Annotated in this window: 14 protein-coding genes and 1 pseudogene; 10 read left to right on the forward strand and 5 right to left on the reverse strand. The window is 62.9% G+C overall.

Going from position 1 to position 20,725, the window contains the following annotated elements; genetic code table 11:
• Window positions 1-53: 53 nt before the first annotated feature.
• The 7 genes from QYH69_RS13330 to QYH69_RS13360 all read left to right on the forward strand — a co-directional run bounded on the left by QYH69_RS13330 (window position 54) and on the right by QYH69_RS13360 (window position 12,218).
• On the forward strand, window positions 54-2,453 hold the full coding sequence (locus QYH69_RS13330) for a phosphoketolase family protein (RefSeq protein ID WP_308832327.1): 2,400 nt from the start codon (window positions 54-56) through the stop codon (window positions 2,451-2,453).
• A 45-nt stretch (window positions 2,454-2,498) separates the two neighbouring features.
• On the forward strand, window positions 2,499-5,000 hold the full coding sequence (locus QYH69_RS13335; protein WP_308832328.1) for a glycogen/starch/alpha-glucan phosphorylase: 2,502 nt from the start codon (window positions 2,499-2,501) through the stop codon (window positions 4,998-5,000).
• Window positions 5,001-5,025: 25 nt separating this feature from the next.
• The gene (gene glgX, locus QYH69_RS13340; protein WP_308832384.1) at window positions 5,026-7,104 is read left to right on the forward strand and encodes a glycogen debranching protein GlgX; all 2,079 of its coding nucleotides are present in this window, start codon (window positions 5,026-5,028) and stop codon (window positions 7,102-7,104) included.
• A 229-nt stretch (window positions 7,105-7,333) separates the two neighbouring features.
• Window positions 7,334-8,239, forward strand: a complete 906-nt coding sequence (locus QYH69_RS13345) for a LysR family transcriptional regulator (RefSeq protein ID WP_308832329.1) — start codon at window positions 7,334-7,336, stop codon at window positions 8,237-8,239.
• Window positions 8,240-8,434: 195 nt separating this feature from the next.
• Window positions 8,435-9,469: a PDR/VanB family oxidoreductase gene (locus QYH69_RS13350; RefSeq protein ID WP_308832330.1), complete on the forward strand. Its 1,035-nt coding sequence runs from the start codon at window positions 8,435-8,437 to the stop codon at window positions 9,467-9,469.
• 91 nt (window positions 9,470-9,560) lie between these two features.
• On the forward strand, window positions 9,561-10,673 hold the full coding sequence (locus QYH69_RS13355) for an aromatic ring-hydroxylating dioxygenase subunit alpha (RefSeq protein ID WP_308832331.1): 1,113 nt from the start codon (window positions 9,561-9,563) through the stop codon (window positions 10,671-10,673).
• Between the two features lie 105 nt (window positions 10,674-10,778).
• The gene (locus tag QYH69_RS13360; RefSeq protein ID WP_308832332.1) at window positions 10,779-12,218 is read left to right on the forward strand and encodes a TIGR00366 family protein; all 1,440 of its coding nucleotides are present in this window, start codon (window positions 10,779-10,781) and stop codon (window positions 12,216-12,218) included.
• Between the two features lie 33 nt (window positions 12,219-12,251).
• On the opposite strand, the gene QYH69_RS13365 is transcribed toward QYH69_RS13360, so the two are convergent.
• Together QYH69_RS13365 and QYH69_RS13370 are read right to left on the reverse strand one after the other, a co-directional pair.
• Window positions 12,252-13,991 carry an FAD-dependent oxidoreductase gene (locus tag QYH69_RS13365; RefSeq protein ID WP_308832333.1) on the reverse strand — a complete coding sequence of 580 codons (1,740 nt, stop codon included), beginning with the start codon at window positions 13,989-13,991 and terminating at the stop codon, window positions 12,252-12,254.
• Between the two features lie 261 nt (window positions 13,992-14,252).
• A complete protein-coding gene (locus tag QYH69_RS13370) occupies window positions 14,253-14,732 on the reverse strand; it encodes a MarR family winged helix-turn-helix transcriptional regulator (protein ID WP_308832334.1) in 480 nt (159 codons plus the stop codon).
• A gap of 238 nt (window positions 14,733-14,970) precedes the next feature.
• Here QYH69_RS13370 and QYH69_RS13375 point away from each other — a divergent pair, with 238 nt between their 5' ends.
• Window positions 14,971-16,308: an MATE family efflux transporter gene (locus QYH69_RS13375; protein WP_308832385.1), complete on the forward strand. Its 1,338-nt coding sequence runs from the start codon at window positions 14,971-14,973 to the stop codon at window positions 16,306-16,308.
• A gap of 23 nt (window positions 16,309-16,331) precedes the next feature.
• Here QYH69_RS13375 and QYH69_RS36085 read toward each other — a convergent pair.
• Window positions 16,332-16,527 (reverse strand): annotated as a pseudogene (locus QYH69_RS36085) (aldo/keto reductase); the annotation flags it as partial.
• Here QYH69_RS36085 and QYH69_RS13380 point away from each other — a divergent pair.
• Window positions 16,462-16,698 carry a hypothetical protein gene (locus QYH69_RS13380; protein ID WP_308832335.1) on the forward strand — a complete coding sequence of 79 codons (237 nt, stop codon included), beginning with the start codon at window positions 16,462-16,464 and terminating at the stop codon, window positions 16,696-16,698. The pseudogene QYH69_RS36085 and the gene QYH69_RS13380 overlap by 66 nt on opposite strands.
• 62 nt (window positions 16,699-16,760) lie before the next feature.
• On the opposite strand, the gene QYH69_RS13385 is transcribed toward QYH69_RS13380, so the two are convergent.
• Window positions 16,761-17,831 (reverse strand): SDR family oxidoreductase, encoded by a 1,071-nt coding sequence (locus tag QYH69_RS13385; RefSeq protein ID WP_308832336.1) that lies wholly within the window; start codon window positions 17,829-17,831, stop codon window positions 16,761-16,763.
• 199 nt (window positions 17,832-18,030) lie between these two features.
• Window positions 18,031-18,897 carry a DMT family transporter gene (locus QYH69_RS13390; RefSeq protein ID WP_308832337.1) on the reverse strand — a complete coding sequence of 289 codons (867 nt, stop codon included), beginning with the start codon at window positions 18,895-18,897 and terminating at the stop codon, window positions 18,031-18,033.
• 172 nt (window positions 18,898-19,069) lie between these two features.
• On the opposite strand from QYH69_RS13390, the gene QYH69_RS13395 reads away from it, so the two are divergent.
• Window positions 19,070-20,671: a methyl-accepting chemotaxis protein gene (locus QYH69_RS13395; protein WP_308832338.1), complete on the forward strand. Its 1,602-nt coding sequence runs from the start codon at window positions 19,070-19,072 to the stop codon at window positions 20,669-20,671.
• The last annotated feature ends 54 nt before the right edge of the window (window positions 20,672-20,725 follow it).

The raw sequence follows: 20,725 nt of genomic DNA on the forward strand, positions 1-20,725 counted from the left end.
CTTCCGCAGTTTCATCTGATCTTGCCGAAGCGGCAAGGACAGGAGGCATCGATATGAGCAAGCAGCCCGTAGCGGACACGGCACACCCCGCGCTCGACGGCGAGGAACTCCGGCTGATCGATGCCTGGTGGCGCGCATGCAACTATCTGTCGGTCGGCATGATCTATCTGCTCGACAACCCGCTCCTGCGGGAGCCGCTCAAGCCCACACACATCAAATACCGCCTGCTCGGTCACTGGGGCGCAAGCCCCGCGCTTTCGTTTGTCTGGGCGCATCTGAACCGCGTGATCAAGCGCGACGATCTCGATGTGATTTTCATGGCAGGCCCCGGTCACGGCGCGCCGGGCGTGCTCGGCCCCGCGTATCTTGAAGGTACGTACTCTGAGGTGTATCCGGACAAGAGCGAAGACGCCGAGGGCTTGCAGAAGTTCTTCAAGCAGTTTTCGTTTCCAGGCCATATCGGCTCGCACGTCACACCGGAAACGCCCGGCTCGATTCACGAAGGCGGCGAGCTCGGTTACAGCCTGTCCCATGCATACGGCGCCGCGCTCGATAACCCCGATCTGATCGTCGCGTGCGTGGTCGGCGACGGCGAGTCGGAAACCGGTCCGCTGGCGACGGCGTGGCATTCGAACAAGTTCATCAACCCCGCACGCGACGGCACCGTGCTGCCGATCCTGAATCTGAACGGTTACAAGATCGCCAATCCGACGATCCTTTCGCGCATCAGCCACGAAGAGCTCGAAGCGCTTTTCGTCGGCTACGGCTACCGGCCGCGTTTTGTGGAGGGTTCGGACCACGCCGAAATGCACGAGAAAATGGCGCACACGCTCGATGAGGTCGTGGCGGAAATTCGCGCGATTCGCGAACAGGCGCGCGCGGGCGGCAACGTTGAACGGCCGCGCTGGCCGATGATCGTGCTGCGCACGCCAAAAGGGTGGAGCGGGCCGAAAGAAATCAACGGCCACAAGGTGGAAGGTTCGTGGCGTTCGCATCAGGTGCCCTTTGCCGACGTGCGCGGCAATCCTGCGAATCTCGACGTGCTCGAGCAATGGATGCGCAGTTACAAGCCAGACGAACTGTTCGATGCGAATGGCCGGCTCATCGACGAACTGAAAGCGCTCGCGCCCGTGGGCCCGCGGCGCATGAGCGCCAATCCGCATGCGAACGGCGGCACCCTGCGTCGCGATCCGAAGCTGCCCGACATCCGCGCGTACGCGGTGAACGTCGCCGATGCGGACGCCGGCAAGGTGCTGCACGAGAACACGCGTCCGCTCGGCGACTATCTGCGCGACACGATGCGCGAGAACATGCACACGTTTCGCGTATTCGGGCCCGACGAAACTGCGTCGAACCGCCTGCAGTCCATTTACGAGGTGAGCAGGAAGGTCTGGATGGCCGATATGCTGCCCGAAGACGAGGACGGCGGTGAACTCGCGCGCGACGGCCGTGTCATGGAAATGCTGTCCGAACACACGCTGATGGGCTGGCTCGAAGGCTACCTGCTGTCGGGGCGGCATGGCTTCTTCCATACCTATGAGGCGTTCGCGCACGTCATCGATTCGATGTTCAACCAGCATGCGAAGTGGCTCGACATCTGCAAGAACCATGTGCCGTGGCGCGCATCGGTGTCGTCGCAGAATATCCTGCTCTCGTCGACGGTATGGCGGCAGGATCATAACGGCTTCTCGCATCAGGACCCCGGCTTTATCGACCTCGTCACGAACAAGAGCCCGTCGGTGACGCGCGTCTACCTGCCGCCCGATGCGAACACGCTGCTTGTCGTGGCCGACCAGTGCCTGCGCTCGACCGACTGCATCAACGTGATTGTCGCCGACAAGCAGAAGCATCTGCAATTCACGACGATCGACGAGGCGATCGTGCATTGCGCGAAGGGCATCGGCGTATGGGCGCGCGCGAGCACCGACGAAGACGCCGATCCGGACGTCGTGCTGGCGTCGTGCGGCGATGTCGCGACGCAGGAAGCGCTTGCCGCGGCGGCGATGCTTCGCGAACGCCTGCCTGAACTGAAGTTGCGCTTCGTCAACGTGGTCGACCTCTTCAGGATGCAGCCGGCGAGCGAGCATCCGAACGGCTCGACGGAACGCGAATTCGACAGCCTGTTTACCGTGGATAAACCGGTCATCTTTAACTTTCATGGTTACCCGTGGCTGATCCACAAGCTGGCCTACCGTTTCCGCAATCATGAACATTTGCACGTGCGGGGCTATAAGGAAAAGGGAAACATCAATACGCCGCTCGAGCTGGCCATTCTCAATCAGGTGGACAGATTCAACCTCGTGATCGACGTGCTCGATCGGGTGCCGCGCCTGCAGGGGCGCACGGCGCATCTGAGAGAAGACATGAGGAACGCGATTATCAGCAATCTGCAATACGCCCATACGCACGGCACCGATCGCGCGGAAATCGCCGACTGGGTGTGGCCGTTCTGAGATCCGCGCAAGCGGCACACAGGCGTAACAACGATAAGGCAGCCCATGGAAGACGCAGCAACCCTCACCTCGACCCCGGGTGCGGAACCGGCCCGCAGCGGTCTTGGCGTCGACGCACTGCGGCGCGATATCGTCGACAACCTGATCTGTCTGCAGGCGCGCTACCCGGAGATCGCCACGCCGCACGACTGGTACATGGCGCTCGCGTACGCCGTGCGCGACCGGATGATGACGCGCGGTGTCGCGACCGGCCATGCCTATGCGACGCGCAATGCGAAGGTTGCCTGCTATCTGTCGGCGGAGTTTCTGATCGGTCCGCAGCTCGGCAACAACCTGATCAACCTCGGCATCGAGAGCAACGTGCGCAGCGCGCTGCAGGCGCTCGGCGTCGACCTCGACACGCTGCTCGCGATCGAGGAGGAGCCGGGCCTCGGCAACGGCGGATTGGGGCGCCTTGCCGCCTGCTACATGGACTCGCTGTCCACGCTCGAAATTCCGGCGATCGGTTACGGCATCCGTTACGAGTTCGGCATATTCGATCAGGAAATCCGTGACGGCTGGCAAGTGGAGATCACCGACAAGTGGCTGCAGAGGGGCAATCCGTGGGAGATGTCGCGGCCCGATGTCGCCTTCTATGTGAATTTCGGCGGCCGTACGGAAAGCGCCACCGACGAAGCGGGATGCTTTCGCGTGCGCTGGATTCCGGGATACACGGTCAAGGGTGTGGCATGCGATACGCCGCTGCCCGGCTTTCGCGTGAATACGTGCAACACGCTGCGGCTCTGGAAGAGCGAGGCGGTCGAGTCGTTCGATCTGCAGGATTTCAACGCAGGCGACTACTACGAGGCCGTGCATGAGAAGGTGAAATCGGAAACGCTGTCGAAGGTGCTCTATCCGAACGACGAGCCTGAAGCGGGCAAGCGTTTGCGCCTCGCGCAGCAGTACTTCTTCGTTTCGTGTTCGCTGCAGGACATGCTGCGCCTGCTTGCGCTCAAGGGCGAACCCGTCGGCCGCTTTGCATACCTGTTTAGCGCGCAGCTGAACGATACACATCCGTCGATCGCGGTCGCTGAACTGATGCGACTGCTCGTCGACGAAAAGTTGCTGCCCTGGGACGAAGCTTGGGAGATCACGCGGCACACATTCGCTTATACGAACCACACGCTATTGCCCGAAGCGCTCGAAACATGGGGCTTGCCGCTGTTTCAAAGCCTGCTGCCGAGGCCGCTCGAAATCATCTACGAGATCAATCGCCGCTTTCTCGGCGAAGTGCGACATCGCTACCCTGGCGATGATGTCCGCCTTGCACGCATGTCGCTGATCGACGAGAGCGGTGAGAAGCACGTGCGCATGGCACATCTGGCGACGGTCGGCAGCCATGCGGTCAATGGCGTAGCCGCGCTGCATTCGAAGCTGCTCGAAGAGACGGTGTTGCGAGATTTCGCCGAATTCTGGCCCGAGCGATTCCATAACGTGACCAACGGCGTGACGCCGCGGCGCTTTGTGATGCTGAGCAATCCGGGGCTTGCGGCGCTGCTCGCCGAAGCAGTCGGCGACCGGTGGGCGACCGACCTCGCCAAGCTGCGCAAGCTCAACGAGTACGCGGACGACCCGGCGTTCCAGGACCGCTGGCGCCGCGTCAAACGGGCGAACAAGGAATTGCTCGCGGCGAATATGCGTAGCGCGACGGGCATTGCCGTCGATCCCGCCGCGCTGTTCGATATTCAGGTGAAGCGCATTCACGAATACAAGCGGCAACATCTGAACGCGCTTTACATCGTCACGCTATACGAACGCCTGCGGCGCGATCCGCATCTCGAAGTGCCGCCGCGGTGCTTTGTGTTCGGCGGCAAGGCGGCGCCGGGCTACGCCATGGCGAAGCTCATTATTCGCCTGATCAACGGCGTGGCGGAAGTGGTGAACAACGATCCGGTGGTAAGCGGGCGGCTGAAAGTAGTGTTTTTTCCGGATTTCAATGTGAAGAACGCGCAGTTCATCTATCCGGCCGCGGACCTGTCGGAGCAGATTTCGACGGCCGGCAAGGAAGCGTCCGGCACCGGCAATATGAAGTTCATGATGAACGGCGCGGTGACGATCGGCACGCTCGATGGTGCGAACGTCGAAATCCGCGAGGAAGTCGGCGACGAGAATTTTTTTCTGTTTGGTCTGACCGCCGAGCAGGTGGAGCGGGCGAGGCGCGACGGCTATCGGCCAGCCGAGTGCGTGCGCGACAACGATGAATTGCGCGGCGTGATCGAGATGATCGGCAGTGGACATTTTTCGCGCGGCGATCGCGAGATGTTCCGGCCGCTGCTCGATAACCTCGTCAACTACGATCCGTTTCTCGTACTTGCCGATTACGCCGCTTACGTGGCTCGCCAGCAGGACGTCAGCGCGGCGTGGCAGGACACACCGCGCTGGAACCGCATGTCGATCGTCAATACCGCGCGCTCGGGGAAGTTTTCATCCGATCGCGCCATTCGCGAATACTGCGAGCGGATCTGGAAAATCGAACCAGTAAGGATTGCCCTTGAGCGAAGGCGCTGACGTGCGGCCGGCGCACGTCTACGCGGTGTGCGCCGGCTCCCGATTTCCGCCGGGCGCGACCGCGCTGCCCGAGGGGGTCAATTTCTGCATTTTCAGCCGCTACTCCACGCGCGCCGAACTGCTGCTGTACGAGGCGCCCGATAGCGCGGAGCCGTTCCAGATCGTCGCGCTCGAGTCGCGGAGCAATCGCACGTTTTTCTACTGGCATGTGCTGGTCGAGGGCCTGCCGCCGCATACGTGCTATACGTGGCGCCTCGATGGTCCGCACGATACGCAACTGACGGGCCGCGCGTTCGACGCGACGAAAGAACTGCTCGATCCGTTCGCCCGTGCGGTCGACCACAGGTTGTGGGTCCGGCGCCCCGTTGGCGATCAGCTAAACAACGCCCACGCGACGAACCGCGCAATCGTCACGGCGCCGCTCGAACCGCGGGCCATCGCGGCGACGCAATGCGCTTCGCGCGGGCTTACCGATGCGGTGATCTACGAACTGCACGTCGGCGGCTTCACGCGCGATCCGTCGAGCGGCGTCGAGAATGCGGGAACGTTCGTGGGACTGATCGAAAAGATTCCGTATCTGCAGCAGCTTGGCGTGACGCACGTCGAACTGTTGCCGGTGATGGCATTCGACGAACAGGACGTTCCGCCCGTGGCGGCCGGACAAGGGCTCGTCAATTTCTGGGGTTACAGCACGCACAGCTATTACAGCCCGCATCCGCGTTATTGCCGCGACCCTGCGCGCGCGCCGCAGGAATTCCGCGCCCTGACCGATGCGATGCACGATGCCGGCATCGCGGTGCTCGTCGACGTTGTGTTCAACCATACAGCCGAAGCGGGCGCAACAGGGCCGGTCATCAATTTCAAAGGCCTCGCGAATGACATTTTCTATCAGCACGATGCGGGCGACCGGCGCCAGTACCTCGATTACACGGGCTGCGGCAACACGGTCAATTGCAACCATCCGCTCGTTACCGCGTTTATCGTTCGATGCCTCGAATACTGGGTCGAGGAACTCGGTGTCGATGGTTTCCGCTTCGATCTCGCGAGCGTGTTCGCGCGTGGTCCGCATGGCGAGCTGATGGGCGATCCGCCGCTGCCGTGGTCGCTCGAAGCGTCGCGTGTGCTGTCTCGCGTGCCGTTGATCGCGGAAGCGTGGGACGCGGCAGGCCTTTATCACGTCGGCGCGTTTCCTGGCATGGCGTGGGCCGAATGGAACGGCCGCTATCGCGATGTGATCCGCCGGTTCGTGCGCGGCGAGCCTGGACTCGTCGGGCAGGTGGCTACCTGCATGGCGGGCAGCGCGGATATTTATGCGGACGACGGCAGGCTGCCCGCGAATAGCATCAACTTCGTCACGTGCCATGACGGCTTTACGCTGCGCGATCTCGTCAGCTACGACATGAAGCACAACGAGGCCAACGGCGACGACAACCGCGACGGCAGCAACGACAATCTTTCGTGGAATTGCGGAACGGAAGGCGAGACGCACGACGCGGCGATCATCGCGTTGCGCGAGCGTCAGGCGCGCAACCTCATGGCGATTCTGCTACTGAGCCAGGGCGTGCCGATGATTCTCGCCGGTGACGAAGCGCTGCGCAGCCAGCGTGGCAACAACAACGTCTACTGCCAGGACAACGCGCTTGCATGGTTCGACTGGAAGCCTTCGAAAGCAGCGGCGGACATGAAGCGCTTCGTGCGCGAACTGATCGCGCTGCGCAGGCGTCACGCGAGCCTGCGGCGCAGCCGTTTTATGACGGGAACGACCGTGCCCGGCCAGGCGCACCCAGACGTCGCGTGGCATGGCGAGCGCCTGAATGAACCCGCGTGGCACGACCACGGTGCGCGGCTGCTCGCTTTTACGCTCGGCGCTGAAGAGCCCGACGAACCGTTGCTGCATGTGGTGCTCAATATGAACGCGTCGCCTCGCGATGTGGCGCTGCCCGCGCTCGACGGGCGGTGCTGGCGGCGCATTGTGGACACCGCGCTCGAAAGTCCGCGCGATATCGCGTCCGCGACATCTGAAGCGACTGCGACCGAGAGCGATCGCTGCCGGATTGAAGCGCGCAGCGTCGTGGTGCTGGAAGAGGTCTCCGGCACCGCATAGCTTCCAGCAGCCGCTTTGCTTGCCAGCTCAATCGAGACGTTTGCGCGTGGCGAGCGCGCTTGCCTTGCCCAATTGTTCGGGCGTCATTTTCCGCACGGTCACGCCGAAGGTCTCGATTCGGCCCCCCCGGGTCTCTTGCGCGAAAGGCGGCGCATAGGGGCTTTCCATTGCAGACCCGTCTTGAGCGACTCCTTAAACTTCTACGGATAACGACATACGTAGAGATTCCATGACCCTTCAGCAACTGGAGACGTTTTTCTGGACCGTCAAGCTCGGCAGCTTCGCCGCGGCCGCCGAGCGCCTGTACGCAACGCAATCGGCTGTCTCGATGCGCGTGCGCGAACTCGAGCGCGCGCTTGGCGTCGAGCTCTTCGACCGGACCCATCGCACCGCGCGCCTGACCCCGAAGGGCCGCGAGCTGATGGACTACGCAAGCCGGATCCTCGATCTGTCGACCGAACTCGAACACCGCGTCGGCGCGCCCGAAGCGGTCTCGGGCGTCGTGCGCTTCGGCGTGGCCGAGGTCGTGACGACGACGTGGCTGCCGCGGCTCATCACCGTGATTGCGGAGCGTTACCCGAATGTGCGGCTCGAAATCGAAGAGGCGTTGACCGCGGAATTGATGGCGAGCCTGCGCCAGGCGGAGCTCGAGCTCGTGCTTGCGCCGGGGCATACGCGAACGCCCGATCTATCGACGCTGTCGCTCGGCGTCGTCGACTTTCAATGGATGGCGAGCCCCGCGCTCGCGCTTGGCGATCGTACTTACAGCCCGCACGAGTTGGCCCGCTATCCGGTCATCGGCATGAAGCAGTCGTCGTTTCACTACGCCGCGCTCGAGGACTGGTTCATGAGCGAACATGCGCGCTGCCGGTATCTTGCGCGCTGCAAAAGCGTGGCGGTAGCCGCGTCGATGACGATTGCCGGCATGGGCGTGTCGTATCTGCCGGTGCGGTCGTACAGGCAGGAACTCGAACAGGGCAAGCTCGCGATTGTTCACGTAACGAATCCGCTCGAACCGGTCGAGTTCATTGCGGCTTGTCCCGAAGGCCATTCGTACTCGCTTGCGCGGGCAATTGCGGAGCTGGCTAGCGAAGTCAGCGATTTCGAGCGTGTGGACGGCCCTGATCGTTCGTAAGAAGGATGTTTAACGATCTGCGTGGCCGCGAAAATGCTGCATCGCATAACAACAGATCAACAATCTTGATACATTGCCGCGCGAATTACTCGTTTGAGTTCATGCTTTCGCGCGCCTAATCTTTCCTTCAGGCACAGCGCATGAGCCCCGCATCAGGCCTCGCACAGACTGTCGCTGCGAAACCAGGAGGAAGACATGGAAGCGGTCCTCGCCCGTGAGGAGGCCCCCGTTTGCGCCGACGAAGCGCGGCACACGAAGCTTGAAGTCCGTCTCAAGTCGATCACGGCACTCGCCGACGATATCAACGCTTTCGAATTCGTGAGCGCGGATGGAGGATGGCTGCCCCGGTTCACGGCGGGCTCGCATATCGACGTTTATCTCGCCGGCGGCGTCATACGCCAGTATTCGCTTTGTAACTCGCCGCAGGAGCGGCATCGCTATGTGGTGGCCGTGCTGCGCGATCCGCGAGGCCGCGGTGGCTCGATTTCCATGCACGACGAACTGCGCGCGGGCCAGAAGCTTCTGATTTCCCAGCCACGCAATCATTTCGCGCTTTCGGAGACTGCCGGCCGCCACGTCTTTATCGCCGGCGGGATCGGTATTACGCCGGTCATGGCGATGCTCGACGAGGTGCGCCGCCGCGGACAGGCATTCCACCTTCACTATTGCGCGCGCACTGCACAACGCGCTGCGTTTCTCGACGAACTGAAGCCGCTTGTCGAAAGCGGCCAGGCGTCGGTTCATTTCGATAATGGCGACCCGCGTAACGGCCTCGATCTCGTGTCGACGCTGAGCGGCTATGCGTCCGGTACGCATCTCTACTATTGCGGCCCGGGCCCGCTCATGGACGCGATCGAAGCGGCAAGCGCGCACTGGCCGGCCACGACGCGGCATTGCGAGCGCTTTTCCGCGGGCGCCGCGGCGGATGCCGCGCGCGCCAACGGCGCCGATAGCGTCGCCGAAACAGACGCTCCGTTCGACGTCGAACTGCGCCGCTCGCAAAAAACGCTCACCGTGCAACCGGGCGAGTCGATTGTCGACGTGCTCCGATCCAATGGCGTCGATGTCGATACTTCGTGTTGCGAGGGCTATTGCGGTACCTGCATGACGCGTTATCTCGCGGGCGAACCGGTCCATCGCGACACGGTGCTCGACGATGAAGACCGTGAGGAGTTCGTGATGATCTGCTGTGCGCGCGCGAAGAGCCGGACGCTCGTGCTCGATATCTAACTAGCCGCGAAGACCATCCTGTAGCAGCACATGCCGGACCGCGATGTCCGGTTGCATCGACGTCCCCATTCTTCTGGAGAGGATGCTTGTCATGAGTACATTCGAATACGTCAAGGATTGCTGGTATCCGATCGGCTTTTCAGCGGAGTTTCCCGCGGGCCAGTTGCAGGGTCACAAGATCGTCAACCGGCCGATCGTGATGTGGCGTGCGGAAAGCGGCGAGGTCGTCGCATTCGACGACCGTTGCTGCCATAAGCGCTTTCCGCTGTCGCAAAGCAGGCTGCTCGACGATGGCCATCTCGAATGTGCGTATCACGGTTTGTGCTACGACACGTCGGGTCGCTGCGTGGCGATTCCGTCCGCACCGGACAAGCCGGTTCCGCCTCAGGCGCGGCTCAGTGTCGTGCCGGTTTGCGAGCAGGACGGCGTGGTATGGGTTTGGCCCGGCAATCCCGCCGGCGCGCAGCGATTTGCGCCGCCGCGCACGCCCGAGGTCACCGCCCCCGACAATCTGTCGATCGGCTCGCCGGGGCCGCTCCATGTGCCGGCGAACTACCTGTTGCTGATCGAGAACCTGCTCGATATCACGCACTTTTATCCGCTGCACGACGGCAATATCGGCGACAAGGAAAACAGCCGGATTCCGGTCGAACTCGAAGAAGGGGACAGCGAGGGACATACGTTCGTGCGCACGACGCGCCATGTGCACGGCTATCGGCAACCTCCGTATCTGAAGGAGTGGTTCCTGTACGACACCGTCGAGCGGATTCACACGCACTGCATGGTCAGCCCCGGGCTCACGCGCGTCGTGATGCGCGTCGCGCCCGAAGGCGAACTGGGCACCGACAGGGAACGCGGCTATACGCTGCTGCATCTGCATCTGCCGGTCGACGAGTGCAATCTGGTCTGGCGCTGGAACGTGTCGTGCAAAGGGTGGCATACGACGCTTAGTGATCCGAACATGCCGACCGCACGCAAGGTTGCCGAGATGTTCCCGGCCGTGGTCGAGCAGGACCAGTGGGCGCTCGAGCGACAGCAACAGATGATGGAATATCCCGATGACGGTTACTCGGAACTGTTCCTCAAAACCGACAAGGCCCTGCGGCGGGCGCGCCAGATTCTGATGGCGCTGCAGCGCAAGGAGCGCGAACTGCAGATCGCGCCGGTCGGAGAAACGCCGGCGAAGGTGTCGGAGATGGCATAGATCGAAGCGCGAGGCGTGGCTGCCACCCGAAAAAAGGCCGGATACCAACGGCATATCGGTCGAACCTGGCGGCTCTGATAAAGACCCATGGTCAGGAGACACATTGTGGAAACCCATGATACTTCGCCGCTCGCGGTCCGGCCGCAGTCCGCTTCCCGTTCCGAAGGCGACCACAAGACCTTGCTACAACGCGCCGTTTCGTCGTGCGTGTATCTCTTCGAGCGCGTGATGCCGGACCCGTTCGTGATCGTAATCCTGTTGACGGCGATGGTCGCGGCGCTGTCGCTCGCGTTTGCCCCGAAAGGCGCGCCCGATACGATTCTGACCGGCTGGTACAAGGGCATTTTCGGCATCTTCACGTTCGCGTTCCAGATGGTGCTGGTTCTGGTTACCGGTTACGCGCTCGCGAGTGCGCCGCTGATCAAGGCCGGATTGCGCCGTGTGAGCCTGCTGGCGGTCGGGCCGGTTTCGGCGGTGCTGCTCGTGTTCGGCGTCGGCGCGGTCGCGACGTTCCTGAACTGGGGCTTCGGGCTCGTCGTCGGCGCGTTGTTGTCGAAGCAGGTGGCAAAACAGGTGCGCGTGGATTTCGCGTGGCTCGTCGCGGCCGCTTACAGTTCGTGGGTGCTGTGGGCGTTCACCGGCATGTCGAGCTCGATTGCGCTATCGATTGCGTCGCCCGGCAATCCGCTCAATATCGTGGAGCAGCACACGCACGCCGTCGTTCCGTTGGCGCATACCGTGTTCACTGGATGGAATCTGCTCGCGGGCGTGGCCGCGATGGTCCTGATTCCAGTGGTGTTCATCCTGATGCGTCCCGCCGACAAGGATGTGATCGCGGCCGATGCCAGCGTGATCGAGGCGGAGGAGAAGAAGATCGAGCAGGTCGACGACTCGCGTGCGGGAACGTTCGCGGGCATGCTCGAGCGTTCGCGAATCTGCGCACTCGTGTTCGTCCTGGCCGGCGCCGGCTATCTGGCCATGCAGTGGATTCGCCATGGCGTGAATCTCGACATCAACACGGTGATCTTCATCTTTCTGCTTGCGGGGCTTTGTCTGCACGGCAGCCCGCGCCGCTATGTCGGTGCCGTGACCGAAGCGGCGAAAGTGACGGGGCCAATGCTGCTGCAATACCCGTTTTATGGCGGCATCATGGGGATCATGGGCGCGACCGGACTCGATGAAGTGGTTGCGCATGCATACATCCATGTCGCGTCGGGCAATACGCTGCCGTTTCTCAGCTATCTCGCCTCAGGCGTCATTACGCTGTTCATTCCGAGCGGCGGCGGCCACTGGGCCGTACAGGGTCCGTTCACGATTCCGGCTGCGATGCAGTTGGGCGCGTCGCTGCCCGGCACGTCGATGGCGATCGCCGCGGGTGAAATGGCGGGCAGCCTGTTGCAGCCGTTCTGGGCGATTCCGGTTGTGGCGATCGCGGGCCTCGGCGTGCAGCGCGTGTTGGGCTTTACGCTCCTGATCTTCCTCACAGCCGGGTCGTTGCTCGGGTTTGTCTATCTGCTTGTGGTGCCGGCGTGGGCCGGTGTTTGAGTCGATTCTCGTCGGCTGCGCTCGGGTTCAGTCTCAACGCGTGGCCGCCAGAAAGCCATGAATCTGTGCAACAACGGCCGCGCCTTCGCCGACTGCCGACGCGACGCGCTTGGTCGACCCGGAACGCACATCGCCGATTGCGAACACGCCTTCCACGCTCGTCTGCAACGGCATCGACGGCACGCCGACGTCGGCCAGATCGGTGCCGGTCAGCACGAAGCCGTTGCTGTCGCGCAGCACGCCGCAGCGGCTTAACCAGCTCGTATTCGGTTCTGCGCCGATAAACACGAACAGATGGTGCGTGGTCATGCTGCCTTCGATGCCGCCCGCGCCGCGGTAATGCACGCGTTCGAGACGCGCGGCGCCTTCGAGCGCGGTCAGTTCGATACGCGTATGAACGGTGACATTCGGCAGCGACATCACGCGTTCGGCCAGATAGTGCGACATGCTCTTCGCGAGACTCGCGCTGCGCAGGAACACATGAATGTGCTCCGCATGCGCAGCGAGAAAGACGATCGCTTGCCCCGCCGAATTGCCGCCGCCGACGAGCAGCACGGGCTCTTTCCGGCACAGCCTCGCTTCGATCGGCGTGGCCCAGTAATAGACGCCGCCGCGCTCGAAGCGCGCGAGTTCATCGACGGACGGACGCCGGTATTCGGCGCCGCTCGCGATGACGACCGTGCGCGCCGTAATGCGGCGGCCGTCCGCGAGTGCGACGACGGGCGGTTGCCGCTCGCAATCGAGCGCGGTGACTTCGCACGGGATGCCGATGTGCGCGCCGAACTTTTGCGCCTGGTTGAAGGCGCGGGCCGCGAGTGCCTGGCCCGTGATGCCGGTCGGAAAGCCGAGATAGTTTTCGATGCGCGAACTCGTGCCCGCCTGGCCGCCGGGCGCGCGGCAATCGAGCGCGGCAACCGAGAGGCCCTCCGAAGCGGCATACACGGCTGTCGCGAGCCCCGCCGGCCCGGCGCCGATGATCGCGACGTCGTAGACGTGCGTCGGATCGAACTCCGGAATCAGGCCGAGGCACGTCGCGAGTTGCCCCTCATCGGGATTGCGCAACACCGTACCGTTCGGGCACACGACAAGCGGAAAATCGTCGGGCTGCGGCGTCAGGCGCTCGAGCAGGGCGATGGCTTCTGCATCCTGAGCGGCGTCGAGCGTAGAACTCGGGAATGCATTGCGCCGCAGGAAGTTCTGCAACGCAAGCAGTTGCGCATCGCTCGACGAACCGACCAGCACGACGCCATGACCGCGCTCCATCAGGAGCATGCGGCGCAGAATCAGCGCGCGCATGATTTTTTCGCCGATGTCCGCCTCGCTGATCATCATGTTGCTGAGCCCGTCAGGCCGCAGCAGGATCGCTTTGACGTCTTCGACGACATGCGCGTCGACGACTGCGGGCTTGTTCGATAGCTGGCTGACGTCGGACGTGAAATCGCCGCGGTGCGTATACGTATGAATAATCCGCTCGTGACCGAGGCCGTCGCGGCCCATGATCCGCACCTTGCCCGCTAGCAGAACGAACATGCCGGGGCACGGGCGGCCAGCCTGATAGAGCAGTTCGCCTTTGCCGAAGCGCGAAAGGCTGCCGAAGCGGCGCAGGCGTTCCACTTCCGCTTCTTCGAGCACCGGAAACATTTGCGCGAAACGCGGATGGGCGAGCACCGACGGGTCCTCGGCGGTCGATGCATCGTCGGCTTCGAACGCGTCGTCGACCGGCTGACCGGGTTCGGAAGCACTGCCCGGTGTCGAACCTGACTCGTTGCTCATGGCGGATCGTCCTCTGGCGCTGCGTCGGCGCCGCTATCGATAGGGAGCACTGCGGGGAGCACTGCGGTAAGCACTGCAGGAAGCACTGCGGGGGCGACGCGGGTGCACCGCGACGCCCTCGCTGGCCTTCAGCCTGCCTTCAACAGCGTAGACGAATCGGTGCGGTGCAGTCGAAAGTTTCCGCTCACGCTTGCTGGGCGGGGGGCGGTGCGTCGCGGCCATCGCTCTGTTCGGTGCGCGAGGTGGTCTGGCGCCGCTTTTTTATGCCTGCGTCCCGTCGTCGTGCGCTCCCATAAACGCATTGGCGAATTCATCGGAATACAGTTCGGCAAGCGCAACGCGCAGCGCCGCGGCGCGCTTTTCTCCATATACCTCTTCGAAACGGCCTTGCGCCTTTCGCCATAGGCGATTCGCCTGCGTCAGTTTTGCCTTGCCTTGCGCGGTAAGTTCGACACGCTTGCTGCGGCCGTCGACTTTGTCGGGGACCTGCACCAGATAACCGGCGCGTTCGAGCGGCTTGATATTGCGCGCAAGCGCCGAGCGATCGAGCACCATTGCGTACGCGAGTTCGCTCATCGTCGGACGACCCGCGCGTTCGATATGCACGAGTATCGAACGCTGCGACACGCTGAGCCCGCACGGCAGCAGGAACGCGTCATACAGCTGGCTAATGCGCCGCGTTGCCTTGCGCAGCGCGGCGCCGTTGCAGACCAGCGGGTCTTTGAGAATGGACGGCGGCATCGTTTGGCTCCTTGCAGCAGGCACGATGCACAACGATGACGCACACCGATGCCGCGAATTCGATTCACGGCAAGTGTACGGCAGCTTGACCAATATCGGCATATGCAAGTAAATTGCGAGCAACCGATTTGATTGCATATGCCAATACTTTTCCCGAGCCTGTCGTGAGCTTTCATCCGTGAGCAGCAATTCCACTTCCCCGCGCGCGCTGCATGCCGACAATCCGCGCCTGCGTTCGATGCTCGACGCACCGATCGCACCGACGCTGATCCGCATGGCGTGGCCGAACATGCTGATGATGCTTGCGCAATCGTCGACGGGCCTTGTCGAAACCTGGTTTCTCGCAAAGCTCGGCACCGGCGTGCTCGCGGGCGTTGCCGTCGTCGTGCCGGTACTGATGCTGATGCAGAACATGTCCCAGGGCGCGATGGGCGGTGGCATCTCGTCGGCGGTCGCGCGTGCGCTCGGCGCCGGGGATGCGTCGCTTGCCGGCCGGCTGCCGCGCCATGCGGTCGCGATGAATGCGGCGATCGGCATCGTGTTTTCGGCGGTGCTCGTAACGATTGCACGGCCGTTGTTTGCGTTGCTCGGCGCTCGCGGCGCGGCGCTCGATGCGGCCACCACCTATGGCCATGTGCTATTTGCGGGACTCGTGTTCATGTGGATCATGAATGCACTTGCGAGCGTGATTCGCGGCACAGGCAACATGCTGGTGCCGGGCGTCGTGATCTGCGGCGGCGCCGTGCTGCTGATTCCGCTGTCGCCGTGCCTGATTTTCGGCTTCGGTGTCGCGCCGCGCCTCGGCGTGGCGGGAGGGGCGTATGCGCTCGTCGCCTATTACGCGGCCGGCACGGCGATTCTCGCGTGGTACTGCATCAGCGGCCGCAACGCGGCGCGCCTGATGCGCGGCTCGTTGGAATGGGCGACGCTGCGCAATATCCTCACCGTTGGCGGTCTTGCGTGCGTGAACCCGATTCTCACCAACGCGTTGATTGCGGCGACGACCGCGGCGGTCGGTGCGCATGCGGGGACCGCCGCGCTCGCGGGCTACGCGACCGGTGCGCGCCTCGAATACCTGCTGATGCCGATCGCGTTCGGGCTCGGTGCGCCGATGGTTGCGCTGGTCGGCGCGAATATCGGCGCCGGCCAGCTCGATCGCGCGCGCGATATCGCGCTGACGGGCGGCATGATCGCGTGTGCGATCTCGGAGGTCATCGGCATCGCGGCGGCGCTCTGGCCGCACGCGTGGCTGCGTCTGTTTGGAGGGGACGAGCGCCTGCTCGAAACCGGCACACTGTATCTGCACATCGTCGGTCCGTTTTACGGATTCTTTGCGCTCGGCTTCTCGCTGTATTTCGCGTCGCAGGGCGCTGGCCGGCTCGTGTGGCCGCTGACGGCCGGCGCCCTGCGGCTTGCCCTGTTTGCCGGAGTGGGCTCGATCGTACTCGCGATCACGTCGTCGCTGACGGCGTTCTTTGCGATCGGTGCGTGCGCGATGACGCTTTACGGCGCATGTGTGACATGGTCCGTGACGTCGGGACGCTGGTTACCGCCCCGGCTGCGTTCCGGCCGCTGAGGCTCGCTCACGCGCGCGGTTCGCGATATGCCGAGCGCCGTCGCGATGCGCCACGGCCCAGTTCGAGACACCGATATAGCGTCTTTGCCCTGGCGAACCATATCGTCGAGGGCGTGCAGGGTTTCTTCGAGCGGCGTCAGGACGTCCGTTGCATTGGTAGAGATCGATGTAATCGGTCTGCAAGCGGCGCAGGCTGGCGTGCAACGCGTCCTGTATCCGCTGCGCCAGTATATCGAAGCGGCAAGGCTCGTGCGCGTGCTGTCCCGCTTCGAACCGGAGCCGTGGAAATTGCACGTCTACCGGCCGCAGCGCGGGCCGGTCCTCGACGCATCCGGGTCCGTCTACGACGAACTGGTCGAGAAGCCTGGCGATGCGACACCGCGCGCATAGTGCCTTGTACGCCGCGGTGCAAGCCGCGCCGACACACGCGCGGGCAAGCGATCGCCGTGCTTTCAATCCGGAATGATCTGCTCCGCCTTCAGCCGGTCAAACAGCGCAAAGAACGCATCGGGCGTGCTTTGATAATCGAGAAAGCCCGCCTTGCGGCTTTTGCTCATGTCCGTCAGTACTTCCATCGGCCGGCCGAGATCGGCGTCCGTGTGCCACCACGAAACCAGCGCGTTCACGTCGGGCTCCTTCAACCGATGGCGCGCCGCGATCTCTTTCCATTGCTTGCCGGCGTCCTGCATCCGGCTTTCGAGCGGCCGCGTCCGGCCGTCGAACGGTGCGGGCGCGATGCCGAAGTATTCGGCAATGCGCGACCACATCCATTTCCAGCGGAACACATCGCCGTTCACGACGTTGAAGTCTTCGTTGCGCGCATTCGGCGACGTCGCCGCCCATGCGAGATGCCGCGCAAGCAACCGCGCGTCGGTCATGTCGGTGAGGCTCTCCCATTGGGCGGCGGAGCCGGGGAACACGAACGGCTGGCCCGTCTGCTTGCACAGCGTGGCATAGACCGCGAGCGTCACGCCCATATTCATCGCATTGCCGAGCGCGAAGCCGATGATCGTGTGCGGGCGGTGCACGCTCCAGCCGAAGCCATACTGCCGCGCGGCTTCGAACACGCGGTCTTCCTGCTCGTAGTAGAAGTTATCGACGGCTTGCCGGCCCTGTTCTTCACGAAACGGCGTAAGCGGCACATTGCCTTGCGCATACGCTTCAAAAGGCCCGAGGTAATGCTTGAGCCCCGTGACGAGCGCCGCATGCCGGAGTGTGCCGGTCGGGCCGAGCGCGTCGAGCACATGCTTGACCATTGCCCCGTTGACGCGAATATTCTCGCGCTCGGTAGCCTGTCGCGACCACGCGGTAAAGAACACATGACTGAACTGACGGCCGCGCAATGCGTCGGCAACGGATTGCTGCGAAGCGAGATCGGCGCTGACGGAATCGATGCCGCCTTGCGGTGGCGTGCGTCCGCGCGAAAGGCCCGTTACGTGCCAGTCGCCGCATGCGAGCAGATGTTGCGCGAGATTGCCGCCGACAATGCCGGTCGCGCCGATGATCAATGCCTGTTTTTCCATGGAGAATCCTTTAGCGAATGTCGACGCGCTTCTGGAACGGGCGGCGTATGCCGTCCGGCCCACAGAGGCCTGTCCGCGCAGCACGTCGCCGATGTCGTCAGCTTCAACGGAAGAAACCGCCAATCATAGTCTCTTCATCGGCTCTGAGCAGCGGACCCGACATCATCGCGTCGATCTGCGCCGCCGCGCAGGCACCGTTTCATTGGCGCCGTCTCAACGATGCAAGCACGACCGCGCCGCATATCAGCACGCCACCGAGCGCGGTCCTCAAAGCAGGCGTCTCGCCGATCAGCAGCCATGCCAGCGCGATGCCGTACACGGGCTCGAGGCCGAACACGACGCTCGTCGTTTGCGCGTTGAGATGCTTGAGGCTCGCAATGACGAGACCTTGCCCGAGCGCCGTAAAGACGACGCCAAGCACGATCAGATAAAGCCAGTCGCTTCCCGATATCGGGTTTTGCGCCTGCAGCGCGAAAGGCACGATGCATATCGCGGCCACGGCCTGCTGATAGAACGACACGCAGGCCGACGGATAGCGCGCCGTGTATTGGCGGCTCAACAACGCCAGCACCGCATAAGCCAAAGCGGAGAGTATTCCCCACAGTACGCCTTGCGTCAGGTGATTGCCGAAATCGAGGCTCGGTGTGACGAGCACCAAACCCACCGTTACGACCAGCGCCGTCATGATGTCGTCGCGCCGGATTCGTTCGCCGAATACGAGAGGCTCGAGAAAAGTCGTGAATAGCGGAAAAGTCGAAAACGAAAGCAGGCCGATTGCGACTGTCGAGATCTGAATGGAGTGGAAAAAACTGAACCAGTGCAGTGCGAGGATGACGCCGGAAAGTGCCAGTGCCGCCGCGTCTTTAAGCGTGGCGAGCCGGAGGCTTTTTCTGGCGACCCACGCGAACAGCAGCAGCGCGAGGCTGCCGAATACAGTCCTGCCGGCCGTCAATTGCGCGGCGCTGACAGTCAGTAATTTGGCGAAAAGGCCGGCGCAGCCGGCCAGCAATACGGCGAAATGAATCTGCGCCAGCCCGAGCGTGTGATTTCTTTCGTATTTATGCATCGGGCAAGGATACCGCAGTTACCCGGTAATCGGACTTGCCCGTACGTTGCCATTGCGCAGTGGGTTTCGCCTCAATTGCCAATTGACGCGATATTCTGTCTAATATTCGCCGCGAAGGAGTCTGATTTATTTTGGTTTTATAACCCAAACAACAGCCCTCGATAAAAAAACGATGAACCCACTGCTACCGCTCAAAATCCAGGTGAGCCGCCATGCGCGCATGCTCGCTGGATATTTCCCTGCTGCATTTTCACGCGACGAATCGGACGGCATCGATATTCGCGGCACCATTACGCCGAGGCTGCTGAACGGCAACACGGTGCTGAATCTGAATTTCAGCGACGTCGACCGTTTTACGTCGAATACCGGGTCGACGGCTACGCTTTTCGTCGCGCGAGGCGACGACCTCGTGCGCGTAACGACGTCCGTCAAATTGCAAAGCGGCGAGCGAGCCGTGGGTACCGTGCTCGATCGTTCGCATCCTGCTTACCGGCTGCTGCTTGGCGGGCAATCCTATACCGGTTACGCGACCTTATTCGGCAAGCAGTACATGACGCGGTACGAGCCCATCGTCAATAGCGCGGGGCACCTGATCGGCGCGCTGTATGTCGGCTTCGATGTCAGCAAGGTCTGGACATTATCGACGAGCGCCAGGCTCGCTTTGCTGACGTTCGTTGCGGCTACGGTCGTTCTGTCGGGCTATGGGTGGCTCGTGCGTGCGTCGATGCTTGCGGATGCTGCAAACGACGCGTTGCACGCGTGGAACCTGTCGCAAGCCGGTGCCATGGAGGGCTTTGCGCTTATCGGCGCACTGCTGGTCAGCGTGCTCGTGTATGTCGCGATGCGGCGCGGCCTTGGCGTGCAACTGCTCGAAGCGAAGGCCGCCGCTGAAAAACTGGCGGGCGGCGACCTCACCGCGCAGGTGCATGTCAGCAGGCGCGACGATCTCGGCCAGTTGATGCAGGCGATCAACGGCATCAGCGTCGGTTTGGCGTCGGTGGTCGGCAATGTGCGGCGCGCGTCCGACACGATCGCGCTCGCCGCGCGCGAAATCGCGGCCGGCAACGCCGATCTGTCCGCGCGTACCGAAGCGCAGGCTGGTTCGCTCGAAGAGACCGCTTCGGCGATCAGCCATTTGACGTCGATGGTCCGCACGAATGCCGAACATGCGTCGAATGCAAACGAGCATGTGGCGTCGGTGTCGGGTCTTGCGGTGAAAGGCGGCGAAGTGGTCGGCGAAGTTGTCAATACGATGTCGCTGATTCGCGGCAGTTCGAAGAAGATCGTCGACATCATTAGCGTAATCGACGGCATCGCGTTTCAAACCAATATCCTTGCGTTGAACGCGGCCGTCGAAGCCGCGCGCGCCGGTGAAGAAGGGCGCGGCTTTGCGGTGGTCGCCGGCGAGGTGCGCGGCCTCGCGCAGCGCAGCGCGGCCGCGGCGAAGGAAATCAAGGCGCTGATCGGCGATTCGGTCGGCAGTGTCGATGCGGGCGGCGCGCTCGTCGACGAGGCCGGCCGCAATATGAGCGAGATTGTCACGGCTGTCGAAAATGTCGTGAGTCTGATGAATGAGATTACGCGGGCCAGCAACGAACAAAGCTCGGGTATCAGCGAAGTGAACCGTGCGATCGTTCAGATGGACGAAATGACGCAACAGAATGTCGCGCTGGTCGAAGAGGCCGCGGCTGCGGCGGCCAGCATGCGCGAACAGGCGCGCTCGCTCGAAGACGCGGTGCGCGTGTTTCGGCTCGCCGATGACGCACCGCGCTGACCGTGCGCGCAAACGAAGCAAACGGGAGCAGGCGGAACAAAACGAGCAAGCGCG

The organism is Paraburkholderia sp. SARCC-3016 (assembly GCF_031119615.1).
Taxonomy (GTDB): domain Bacteria; phylum Pseudomonadota; class Gammaproteobacteria; order Burkholderiales; family Burkholderiaceae; genus Paraburkholderia.